The 12,315-nt window shown below is 30.8% G+C and carries 12 protein-coding genes; 3 read left to right on the plus strand and 9 right to left on the minus strand.

Annotation, left to right across the window (positions count from 1 at the left end; all coding sequences use genetic code 11):
* Window positions 1-192: 192 nt before the first annotated feature.
* Window positions 193-1,848, plus strand: coding sequence for a SulP family inorganic anion transporter (locus ABWO08_RS07135; protein WP_353084688.1), 1,656 nt, complete (start codon window positions 193-195; stop codon window positions 1,846-1,848).
* An 8-nt stretch (window positions 1,849-1,856) separates the two neighbouring features.
* A complete protein-coding gene (gene can / locus ABWO08_RS07140) occupies window positions 1,857-2,501 on the plus strand; it encodes a carbonate dehydratase (RefSeq protein WP_353084690.1) in 645 nt (214 codons plus the stop codon).
* Window positions 2,502-2,560: 59 nt separating this feature from the next.
* On the opposite strand, the gene ABWO08_RS07145 is transcribed toward can, so the two are convergent.
* The 5 genes from ABWO08_RS07145 to ABWO08_RS07165 are packed head-to-tail and all read right to left on the minus strand — an operon-like array spanning window position 2,561 to window position 6,410.
* Entirely contained in the window at window positions 2,561-3,526 is a 966-nt protein-coding gene (locus tag ABWO08_RS07145; protein ID WP_353084692.1) for a sodium-dependent bicarbonate transport family permease, read from the minus strand.
* Window positions 3,527-3,530: 4 nt separating this feature from the next.
* Window positions 3,531-4,490 carry an L-threonylcarbamoyladenylate synthase gene (locus ABWO08_RS07150; RefSeq protein WP_353084694.1) on the minus strand — a complete coding sequence of 320 codons (960 nt, stop codon included), beginning with the start codon at window positions 4,488-4,490 and terminating at the stop codon, window positions 3,531-3,533.
* 6 nt (window positions 4,491-4,496) lie between these two features.
* Window positions 4,497-5,333 (minus strand): DUF6671 family protein, encoded by an 837-nt coding sequence (locus tag ABWO08_RS07155; protein WP_353084696.1) that lies wholly within the window; start codon window positions 5,331-5,333, stop codon window positions 4,497-4,499.
* A gap of 4 nt (window positions 5,334-5,337) precedes the next feature.
* Window positions 5,338-5,613 (minus strand): hypothetical protein, encoded by a 276-nt coding sequence (locus ABWO08_RS07160; protein WP_353084698.1) that lies wholly within the window; start codon window positions 5,611-5,613, stop codon window positions 5,338-5,340.
* Window positions 5,614-5,642: 29 nt separating this feature from the next.
* Window positions 5,643-6,410, minus strand: a complete 768-nt coding sequence (locus ABWO08_RS07165) for a prohibitin family protein (protein ID WP_353084699.1) — start codon at window positions 6,408-6,410, stop codon at window positions 5,643-5,645.
* Between the two features lie 83 nt (window positions 6,411-6,493).
* On the opposite strand from ABWO08_RS07165, the gene ABWO08_RS07170 reads away from it, so the two are divergent.
* Complete coding sequence (locus ABWO08_RS07170; protein WP_353084701.1) at window positions 6,494-7,417, plus strand: LysR family transcriptional regulator; 924 nt, start codon at window positions 6,494-6,496, stop codon at window positions 7,415-7,417.
* Here the strand turns inward: ABWO08_RS07170 and ABWO08_RS07175 are convergent.
* From ABWO08_RS07175 to ABWO08_RS07190, 4 genes are all read right to left on the minus strand, one after another.
* Entirely contained in the window at window positions 7,414-8,607 is a 1,194-nt protein-coding gene (locus ABWO08_RS07175; RefSeq protein ID WP_353084702.1) for an LETM1-related biofilm-associated protein, read from the minus strand. The two genes, ABWO08_RS07170 and ABWO08_RS07175, sit on opposite strands and share 4 nt — an antisense overlap.
* A 93-nt stretch (window positions 8,608-8,700) precedes the next feature.
* A complete protein-coding gene (locus ABWO08_RS07180) occupies window positions 8,701-9,225 on the minus strand; it encodes a superoxide dismutase family protein (protein WP_353084704.1) in 525 nt (174 codons plus the stop codon).
* Window positions 9,226-9,281: 56 nt separating this feature from the next.
* Window positions 9,282-11,072 (minus strand): acyl-CoA dehydrogenase FadE, encoded by a 1,791-nt coding sequence (locus tag ABWO08_RS07185; RefSeq protein WP_353084706.1) that lies wholly within the window; start codon window positions 11,070-11,072, stop codon window positions 9,282-9,284.
* A 25-nt stretch (window positions 11,073-11,097) separates the two neighbouring features.
* Entirely contained in the window at window positions 11,098-12,279 is a 1,182-nt protein-coding gene (locus tag ABWO08_RS07190) for an acetyl-CoA C-acyltransferase (RefSeq protein ID WP_353084708.1), read from the minus strand.
* Between the last annotated feature and the right edge of the window lie 36 nt (window positions 12,280-12,315).

Raw genomic sequence — 12,315 nt, forward strand, 5'->3', positions numbered from 1 at the left:
GTTAATATTATTTTTAATTTATTGTGCAATCATATTTTATTAATTTTAGATTTACATTATGAAAAATGATTCTTTAATTATTTTACTATTAAGTTAGTATCAAAAGATTTTTATTTTTCCTTTGTTTTATATTTAATATTTTCAAGTTTCTTTCTTTTTTTATATAATAATTCTGTAAATTAATTCAAGGTAATGACAAAAAAAAATAATCTTTTTACAAATCTTAATTCTGATTTTGGATCAGGTTTAGTTGTTTTTCTTGTGGCTTTGCCATTGTGTCTCGGTATTGCATTAGCCAGTGGAGCTCCGCTTTTTTCAGGTATAATTTCCGGAATTGTAGGTGGTGTTATTGTAGGTTTTTTAAGTCAATCACAATTAAGTGTTTCTGGTCCTGCAGCTGGTTTAACAGCAATTGTATTTACTGCAATTACCGACTTAGGGTCATTTAATGCATTTTTATTGGCAGTATTACTAGCTGGAATTTTCCAATTAATATTAGGCTTTATTAAAGCGGGGACCATTTCAAATTATTTCCCTAATAATGTTATTGAAGGAATGCTTGCAGGGATTGGAGTAATAATTATTTTAAAACAAATTCCTCATGCTTTTGGATATGATCCAGATTTTGAGGGGGACGAATCTTTTTTACAAATAGACGGTCAAAACTCTTTTTCTGAACTTTTCCATGTATTAAATCATATACAACTCGGTTCAATAATTATTGCTTTAGTTTCCTTAACAATATTAATACTGTGGAATAAAATTGAGTTTTTAAAGAAAATTAAATTAGTTCCGCCAGCTTTAATTGCAGTTATAGTAAGTATTGTATTAAATGAATATTTTATTAAATCAGGCAGTAATTTGGTTGTTGCAAAGGAGCATTTAGTTAGTTTACCTGTGCCAAAAACCTTTGAAGATTTTAGAAATATTATTATTTATCCCGATTTTACATTTATTACAAATCCTAAAGTTTGGATTATTGCAATAACCATTGCTGTCGTAGCTTCAATAGAAACACTTTTATGTATTGAAGCAGCCGATAGAATGGATAAACAAAATAGATATACAAACACCAATATTGAATTAAAAGCACAAGGAATAGGAAATATCATTAGTTCACTTTTAGGTGGTTTACCAATGACATCAGTTGCAGTTAGAACTTCTGCAAATAATGCTGCGGGTGCAAAGTCAAAAATGTCTGCTATAATTCATGGGCTATTATTATTAGTGAGTGTTATTTTTATCCCTTCAATATTAAATAAAATTCCACTTGCAACTTTAGCTGCAGTATTAATTTTAGTTGGTTATAAATTGGCTAATCCAAAAACAATAAAGCATTTTTGGGAGAAAGATAAAATATACCAATTTATTCCTTTCATATTTACTTTTATTGCGGTTGTTGCAACTGATTTACTAAAAGGTGTAGCACTTGGAATAGTAATAAATATTATATTTATTTTGATTGGTAATTCAAAAAGGGCTTATAATTTTAAAGTTGAAGATTATCATGAGGGGGATATTATTCATATAGATCTTGCTCAAGAAGTTTCATTCTTAAACAAATCTGCAATTAAAGATACTTTAAATAAAATTCCTGAAAATTCAAAAGTTGTAATTAATGCCAGCGCTACAGTATATATTGCTCATGATGTTTTGGATTTAATAAAAGAGTTTAAAAAAATTAAATCCAAGGATTTAAATATTAATGTTAAATTAGTAGGCTTTAAAGAAGCATACAAACTTGAAAATAGTGAAGGATATCAAAATACAGTCACAATTGTTCAAAAGTATAATGTGCTTAAAAGAAAGTTGGAAACTATTGAGAATAAGGAAATAATATTTAATTAATATTGAAGATGAGTAGTGATTTTTACAAAAAAATTCTTGACAATAATAAAAAGTGGGTTGAAAATCAGTTAGCGCTTGATCCAGAATATTTTAAAGATTTGGCAAAAGGACAACAACCTCCCTTGTTGTGGATAGGTTGTTCTGATAGTAGAGTTCCTGCTAATGAAATAATTGGTGCAAAGCCTGGAGAAGTTTTTGTTCACAGAAACATTGCTAATATGGTTATACATAGTGATATGAACATGTTGAGTGTATTAGATTATGCGGTAAATGTTTTAAAAGTAAAACATGTTATAGTATGCGGTCATTATGGTTGTGGAGGTGTAAAAGCAGCAATGGGTAATCAGTCAATTGGATTGATAGATAACTGGATTAGGCACATAAAAGATGTATATAGATTACATGAACATTATTTAGATACAATCAAAGACGAAGAGGAACGATTCAATAAATTTGTTGAAGTAAATGCTCAAGAACAAGTATTTGATTTAGCTAAAACATCCATAGTTCAAAATGCTTGGCGAAATGGGCAAGAGTTAACTTTACATGGTTGGACTTATGGTTTAAACTCTGGATATGTTACTGATTTAGGTGTTAATATGAGTTCAAATGAAGATTTGGATGAAGTATACCAATTAAAATTTTCAAGTTAGTTTAAAATAGAAAGACTACACTTTTTAAATGTAGTCTTTCAAAACAAAAACAAAAAAAATTAATTGAATAACTCAATTAATGTCAGGTAAATAGGCATTCCTAATGTAATATTAAATGGAAATGTAATTGCCAAAGTCATTGGTAAAAATAATCCCGGATTTGCTTTTGGTACCGCAATTTTCATGGCTGCTGGTACTGCAATATATGAAGCGCTACTCGCTAATACTGACAACATAAATCTATTGCCAATATCATTTGTAATTAGTTGACTTGCAATTGAAACTAAACTTCCATTAATTAAGGGAATAATTATAGCAAATAGAACTGCAAACCATCCACTTTTTAAAAAATCTCCTAATTTTTTTCCGCTGACAATTCCCATGTCTAAAAGAAAAATTGCGAGAAATCCTTTAAATAAATCATTAGTAAATGGTTTTATTCCCATGGCTTGCTCGTCACTTGCAAGTAATCCAATAATTAAACTTCCTAAGATTAATAACACACTTCCATTTGTAAATGAGTGTTTAATTATTGATAAAATAGGTGTGTTTATTTCTTTTTTTGTGTCAAATAATCTAATTAAAATAACACCTACAACAATTGCTGGAGCCTCCATTAATGCCATCACGGCTACCATGTGACCACTAAAATTCATATGTTGGATTTCTAAAAATGAGGCAGCTGTTACAAATGTTACTGCACTTACAGATCCATAAGCCGCAGCTATAGCGCCTGAATCATAAACATTGAATTTTTTTCTGAGAATAAAATAGGAATAAATAGGGATTACAAAAGCAATTAAAATTCCAAATAAAACCGACCAAACTATTTCTAAGTTAAAATGACTATGCGCTAATTCTTGTCCACCTTTAAATCCAATTGAGAATAATAAATAAAGAGAAATAAATTTTGATGAATTGGGGGGTATTTCTAAATCACTTTTAAGTTTTACTGCTATTATTCCAAGTAAAAAGAATAGTAGGGCAGGATTGGTTAAATTATCAATAAGTAAATTTAAATTCATAGTTTTAATTTTTTGTTGCTCGTTCTAAACGGTCGTTAATTGATTTTCCCAAATCATTTTCGGGGAATTTTTCTGCAATAATAATGTCTAATCCTTTTTTATCTAATCGATGCATTGCAGCATATAGTTTGGTGGAAGCTTCTTTAAGATTCCCATTATTTGAAAGTATCTCTTTTTCGATATTATTTTCATTTAAATTCAAATCATTAAATAATAAAACTCCAATTTTAGAATTAGGATAGTTATTAATTTCAGCCTTAATATTTTGTGTTAAAATTGTTTTCGTCTTTGGAGCGTAATGCCTAGATAACATGCCTGGAGCATTTGGGGATTTGTCATTTTTATTCTTAATTTTTATTGGACCAACAACAGATTCAATTTCTTCTACAGATATTGAGCCCAATCGATATAAAATGACTTCTTCATTTTCAAAACCAACAATTGTTGATTCAATACCATTATTACAAGCACCACCTTCAATAACCATTTCTAGAGAATCCTTAAAATAATTAGCTACATGTTGCGAAGTTGTCGGACTAATGGAACCGAATGGATTTGCACTAGGTGCTGCTAATGGAAAATCAAGTTTTTTTAACAATTCTAAAGTCAAAGGATGGTCAGGGACTCTAACTGCTACTGTATCTTTTCCTGCTGTTATGCTGTTTGGAATAGTATCTTTTTTCTTTAATACGAGGGTAATGGAACCAGGCCAAAATTTTTCAGCTAATATTTTTGCTTTTTCAGGAATTTCTTTAGTAATGTTATTTAATAAATTTACAGAATGTATGTGAACAATTAACGGATTATGTTTAGGCCTGTTTTTTGTTTTAAAAATATTATTTATTGCTTTTTCGCTATAAATATTTCCAGCCAAGCCATATACTGTTTCAGTTGGAATAGCTACTAAACCTTCGTTTTCAAGAATTTGTTTGGCCTTATTTATATCGGTTGAAATTTGTATCATATTTTTTTACGGATTGCAATAATCACAAAATGTTGGATCTTCAAATTTTATTCCTTTAGGATAGATTAATTCTTTTTCAAAACAACATTTTTCACATTTGTATAAATAACTTAATGTAGATCGAGTAGGTAAAGCACAATTTTCACAGGGCAAACCAGGAATAGCTTTAAGAATATCAAAACCAGGCAAGAAACAATTAGGGCATTTACTTTTTATTTTATCAACTAATTTTTTAGTAACCTTTTTAATCACTTTCATTCTTGTAGGATTATACATTGCTCTCATGTCCGTCTCTGCATAAACACTATTAAATTCTTCTTTTAGTTCATGAAAATGCTTTAGCAAAGCTTTCATTGTTGTTATTCCTTTGTGTATTTTTAAAAAATTCTGCTCTGTAGACTTTAAGATAATTGCATGACTTGGAAAATTAACTTGTTCTGCAAATGCTAGTAAATCAGGCTCTTCAATTATGATTTTTCCATAAAAGTTGGTTTCTAAACTAATTTCTCGTGTTACAATTTCAATATCATTTTTAAAATCTTTGAGCATTATTAATTCTTCATTTGCTTGTGCAAAAAATAGTGTTGGATGTGTTCCAAATGAACCTTCACTTGCAATTACCAAGTCGCATTTAGTAACTTGATTTCCCAATATGCATTTGGCTCTTAATGTTGAAATCACATCCTCTTTACGATCTATTTCACCAGAGAATGTGCCCAATATATCAGTGTCAATTTTCCCATTTGTAAAACAATAGTTTTTAAATTCCTTAGAAAATATTGGTGCAATTACTAATTCCTTATGATGTTTTGTTGCAATAAGAAGTTTTCTGTTTTCAAACATTTTATTATTCTAACTCAATTGTAATATTGCCTTTTATAATAAATTTAGGATCCCTTAATTTTGAATTATTTATAATATTTTTTATTTGATCTTTTGTTTCTGTAAGTTCTTGAATTCGTTTCTTTGAATGTTCAATATCTTTATTAAATCGGATGTGATTGCTAAAATCTTCTCTATTATGATAGTCAATTTTGTAATTTATTAATGTTGTTAATACTCTATCAGCATCTTCTAAAGAAAATACCCCATCAATAAGTTTGAATTCGGTGTTGTTTTTCATGTTCTTTTGTGATTGTAATATTTAATTTATTAATCTTGATTTATCATTAAGGGCGATTTACCATCAGTGACTATTATTTTAGTGTTTGGTGATTTTGATAATTCTTTAAAAGCATCAATACTTCTTAATTTGATTATTTCACTACTTAAACCCTCTGATAGAATTTTTTGTGAATCTCTTGTTCCTTTAGCTTCAATTATTTTTCTTTCAGCCTCAAATTTTTCTTGTTGCAATACAAACTCCATTCTCATGGCATCTTGTTCAGCTCTAAGTTTACTTTCAATTGATTGCGATAGACCTTGAGGAAGTTGAATACTTTTCATCAGCACAGATTCAATTACAATACCTTTATCAAGTAGGTTATTAGACATTCTTTTTAAAATATCAGTTTCTATTTCTGATCTTTTTCCAGAATGCATATCCTTAGCGTAGTATTGAGAACATATATCTGCTGAAGCAGAACGGAATACATTAGCAATTATTCCTTCATAATTAAGACCTAAATTATTCACAATTTTAACTACTTCGTTTTTTTCTAATCTGTAAAGAATTGAGATTTGTGATGTAATACTAAGTCCTTCTTTGCTTGGCAGATTTAAACTTAATTCCAAATTTCTCGTTTGAATTGAAGTACGAACTACTTTTGAAGTAAATGGATTAAAAAATACCGGACCTTGAGAATAAATCTGATCTGATAATTTTCCAAGTTTTTGTTTTAAACCAACTTCTCCAGGTTTAATTGTAACACAGTTTGTTAAACTAAAACCTAATAATAGAATTAAATAATTTTTTTTCATGACTATTAATTTTTTTACAAAATTCTATCATTTTAATCATATATTTTTATTTATATTTGTAATGATATATATAAAATATTTTTATGAATTATACCCTTCACCAACTTCAAGTATTTTTTAAAATAACTCAAACAAAGAGCATAACTAAAGCTGCCGAAGAGCTTCATCTTTCTCAGCCTGCTGTTTCTATTCAATTAAAAAATTTTCAAGATCAATTTGAAATTCCACTTACTGAAGTTCTTGGAAGAAAATTATATGTTACCGATTTTGGAAAGGAAATTGCTCTGGCAGCAGATAATATAATTAATGAAGTTTATGCAATTAATTATAAAACTCAAGCTTTCAAAGGACAATTATCAGGAAGGTTAAAGTTATCTGTGGTTTCAACTGGTAAATATGTAATGCCTAATTATTTGTCAGAATTTATGAAAAAAAATTCAGAGGTTGAACTTGAAATGGATGTAACCAATAAAAGTAAAGTAATAAAATCTCTAAAGAATAATGAAATTGATTTTGCGTTAGTGTCTGTTCTTCCCACTGATATAGCTGTAGAATCTATTCAATTAATGGATAATAAATTGTTTTTAGTCGGAAATAAGTTTATTGAAATAAATAATGATACATTAATATCAAAATATATTTCAAATCTACCTTTAATTTACAGAGAGTTAGGTTCTGCAACAAGAACTTCAATGGAAACTTTCTTAGATAAATCTAACATTATTCCTAACATGAAAATTCAACTTACTTCAAATGAAGCGGTAAAGCAATCCGTAATTGCAGGATTAGGAATTTCAATAATGCCACTTATTGGATTAAAAAATGAATTAGAAAACGGAGATATAAAAATTATACCTGTAAAAAATTTACCTATTATTTCAACTTGGAGGTTAATTTGGTTAAAGGGTAAAAAATTAAGTCCAGTTGCTAAAGCCTATTTGGAATTTGTTAATTTACAAAACGAGGATATAAAAAATAATCATTTTTCTTGGATAAATAATTATTAGTCTTCTAAATTTTCATTAAAAGCCGAAGGTAATATTTGCGGGATAAATTTTATCAAAAGGGGGAGTAATAAACTCCCGCCAGGAAGTAAAAAAATAGTTAAGGACGGTACGCTTTTGCAGATGTCTAATAATTGTTTTTTCACTTTCTTTTTTTCGTTAGTATCCAACTCTCTTTGAGTTGATTGAAGTAATAATTGCATTAATTCCTTACTTTCAACTATTTCTTTTGATAATCTTTTTTTGTTTCGTTTTATCAGCAGCTCCACACTTGAGGTCGAATGCTCATAAAAATGCTTTACTGGATTGGAATAATTAAAATATTGGATTTCCGATTTATACTTTTCAATAAATTGGCTAATACTATCAATTGATTCTTGAGTTATTGCGTCAGATAATTTTAGTGTTTCTGCTATTTTAAATAGAAAATAGGATTCTTCATTATCTAATTTTCCATCCTTCCATACTGTTAATCCTGCTAAATCTAGAAGGTAATACTTTTCTAAATCATCTTTGAAATAATCAAGTGAAAGCCCATCTAGGTTTTGTATATTAACTTGTGAAAACTTAGTGTATCGTAAAGATGATTCAAATAGTTTTATAAGTAAATCATCATTTGAAGTTTTTACAGTTTTTATTTGTAATGCCAATGAAACAAAACTAATAATAGCTTCTTCAGTTTTTTTAAAATACTTATCAGGTACTTCGCCTGCAATCAAATAATGTCTATATGCCAAAATATCTACAAATAATAAAGCATTAGTCATAATATGAGAAAAGTTCCGGCTAATGATGTCTTTATTAGTTTGTACTCTTTCTTCAATAATACCTTCTAATTTATGACTATCTGAAGTAGGTAATATTTTTTCAAAAAATCCAAATCCAATTGGTGTAATTTTCTGATAAAAGCTTACGGTTTTAGTAATAAAATCATTTTGGTTGTTACTTTTAGTTGTAAAAAAATAAGTTTCAAATAAAGTATTTATTAATGCAATTTTTGAAACTTCTTCCAAATTCCATTGTGCAATTGAAACTTCGGAATTATTATTTAAGCTTACTATATGTCCGTAAATGAAACCTGTTGAACGAATGTTTTTATAAAAACCCAATATATCGGTTTCTAAAATAGATTTGGTATTGGATTGCTCCAAGAAGTATTTATCTATCCAACCATTTGCCGAAGGGTTAATCATAAAATAAATTTGAATTACAAATCTAGAATAATTTTAAACAAAAAATCGTTATCTAAATTAATAAATAACGATTTGATAAAGAAATAGTAACGACTATTTTATTATTCCTGAGCAAGCTACTCGAGCTCCCGCATTTCCTGTTGGTTGTGTTACAAAATCGTCAGGTTTATCGTGAACTATTAAACCTTTTCCTAGAATATCCTTGTTTGTATCGCCACAACCAATGCACCAATCCTCAGTTTTTAGGGTGATAGTTCCGTTGCCATTTTCATCTGCAGTAAAGTTTCCAATATCTCCTTTATGGTGTTCTGCATCAGTCCAATTTCCATGTTTAACATGCATAGGATTCCAATGTCCGCCAGCAGATGAAGCATCTCCCGTCGAACAATCCGCTTTTTCATGAATATGAATTGCATGAACTCCTGGTTTTAATCCAGATAATTTTGCTTCAAAAGAAACAACACCATTTTTTTCTTTGAAAGTAGCAGTTCCAGTAACTGTGCTTCCGCTTTTTGGTTCTAATGTTATGGTTAAAGCATTTGCTTTGCTAGAATTACCCGATTTGCATGCAACAAAAATTGCAATTGATGCTAAAGTTAGAATAAGTAATTTTTTCATAGTATTTATTTTTATCAAAGTTAACGATAAAAAAATATTTTTACTTTAATATTTACTTAAAAGCAATACTCGTTTTCTGCAACTAATTTATTGGTAATTGTTTCTCTCAAAGCTACAACATTTGGCATGTTTGTGTACTTGGTAAATCTTCTTAATCCCATTAACATCATTCTCTGTTCATCGCCTTCGGCAAATGAAATAATGCTTTCTTTACCACGTAATGCTACAATATCAACAGCTTTGTATAGATATAGTTTTGCCATTGCTATTTGTTCTTCCACTTTTGCTTCTCCTCCTTTTTTGGCTAATTTTTCAGTGCGAAGGAGCGTACTTTCTGCCATGTAGATTTCAATTAACATATCTGCAGCAGCCATTAATAACTGTTGGTGCGAATCTAAATCCATTCCAAATTTTTGAACCGCAGCACCTGCAACCATTAGAAATGCATTCTTCAGTTTAGCAATCATTTCTTTTTCTTCAGAGAATAATTCAGAATAATCGGGTGTTTCAAATGAAGGAATTCCCATTAATTCTTCTTGTACTTTCATGGCAGGTCCAAGCAAATCAACATGGCCTTTCATGGCTTTTTTAATTAGCATTCCTACAGAAAGCATTCGGTTAATTTCGTTAGTACCTTCATAGATTCGAGCAATACGAGCATCACGCCAAGCACTTTCCATTGGAGTGTCTTCCGAAAATCCCATTCCGCCATAAATTTGAATTCCTTCATCGGCACAATTTTGTACATCTTCCGAAACGGCAACTTTTAAAATCGAACATTCAATGGCAAATTCCTCAACTCCTTTTAATTCTGCTTCTTGGTGTGAAGTGCCTTCTGCAACACGAGCATTAATTCGATCTTCAATCGATTTTGCTGCACGATACGTGGCGCTTTCTCCAGCATAAGCTGAAGTTGCCATTTCGGCTAATTTATAACGAATTGCTCCAAATTGTGAAATTGGGGTGTTGAATTGAACTCGTTCATTGGCATAATGAACGGCATTAGTTGTTACTCTTCGTTGGGCATCCAAACAGGCTGCAGCCAATTTGATACGGCCAACATTCAAGGCATTCATTGCAATTTTAAATCCGTTTCTTCTTTCGGAAAGCATATTTTCAACTGGGACTTTTGTTTCATTAAAGAAAACTTGTCGGGTAGAGGAGGCCCTAATTCCTAATTTATGTTCTTCTTCTCCAAATGAAATTCCATTAGTTGTATCATTTTCTACAATAAAACCAGTAATGTTTTTATCGTCATCAATTTTTGCAAAAACTATAAATAGCGAACAAAATCCGGCATTGGAAATCCACATTTTTTGTCCGGTAATTTTATAATGTGTTCCATCTTCTGATAAAACTGCTTTCGTTTTTCCTGAATTGGCGTCACTTCCTGCGCCAGGTTCTGTTAAACAATAAGCACCAAACCATTCTCCTGACGCCAATTTCGGAACGTATTTTTGCTTTTGCTCCTCGGTTCCGTATAAGGTAATTGGCATAGTACCAATTCCGGTGTGGGCGCCAAAAGCTGTCGAAAAAGATCCTGTTGCCCCCGAAATATAATCACATACCAAGCAGGTATCTACAAATCCCATTCCCATTCCGCCATAATTTTCTGGAACAGCAACACTTAAAAATCCCATTTCACCGGCTTTTTTCATTACCTCTTCGGTAAATTTAAAGTCCTTGCTCTCGAATCGGTTTTTGAATGGCCAAATTTCTTTTTCCACAAATTCTTTAACCGAATCGCGCATCATTAATTGTTCTTCCGAAAAATCTTCTGGTGTAAAAACATCCTCACATTTGGTTTCTTTAACCAAAAATTGTCCACCTCTTGTTATTTCGCTCATGGTATTTATATTTTGAATTTATTAATTATAGTAACTCATATACACCAGCGCAACCTTGTCCGGTTCCAACGCACATGCTAACTATTCCGTATTTGCTTTTTCTTAATCGCATTTCTTCAAATAATTGTACTGATAATTTAGCACCGGTACAACCAAGTGGATGTCCTAATGCAATGGCGCCACCATTTACATTTACGATATCTGGATTTAATCCTAATTCTCTTATGACAGCTAATGATTGCGATGCAAAAGCTTCGTTTAATTCAATTAAATCAATATCATCTAATGTTAGACCTGCTTGCTTTAATGCTTTCGGAATTGCTTTAACCGGACCGATTCCCATAATTCTTGGTTCCACTCCAGCAGAAGCAAAGTTTACCAAGCGAGCGATAGGGGTTACGCCCAATTCTTTTACCATTTCTTCACTCATAATGAGAACAAAAGCTGCACCGTCACTCATTTGTGAGGAATTTCCTGCGGTTACACTACCATCGGCAGCAAATACGGGTTTCAATTTACCTAATGCTTCAATATTGGTATCGGCTCTCGGACCTTCATCTTTTGAAACAACATACGATTTGGTTTCTTTTTTACCATTTTCATTGATAAATGTTTGTTCTACAGTTATCGGAACAATTTGATTATCAAATTTACCCTCAGCTTGCGCTTTTAAGGCTTTTTGGTGTGAGTTGAAGGAAAATTCATCTTGATCATCTCGAGATATAGAAAATTGTTTTGCTACAGCTTCTGCAGTTAAACCCATTCCCCAGTAATAATCTTCGTGCCCTTCTTTTGCAATAGCATAATCTGGAGTTGGTTTATAACCCCCCATCGGAATAAAACTCATGCTTTCGGCACCACCTGCAATAATACAATCGGCCATGCCACTCTGAATTTTAGCTGTTGCCATTCCGATAGTTTCTAAACCAGAAGCACAATACCTGTTTACGGTTACCCCAGGAACATCAGTAACTTTTAATCCCATTAGGGAAATTAAACGACCCACATTCAATCCTTGTTCGGCTTCTGGCATTGCGTTGCCAACCATTACATCGTCAATTCGAGTTTTATCAAAATCAGGTAAATCCTTCATCATAAATTGGATGGTTTCAGCTGCCAATTCATCGGGACGCTTAAATCGAAATACCCCTTTTGGAGCTTTTCCAACTGCTGTTCTATAAGCTTTTACTATATAGGCTGTTTTCATAAATTTTAGTATTAAGAATAGAGTATTAAGTATTAA

It is taken from the genome of Flavobacterium sp., assembly GCF_040383245.1.
Taxonomy (GTDB): domain Bacteria; phylum Bacteroidota; class Bacteroidia; order Flavobacteriales; family Flavobacteriaceae; genus Flavobacterium.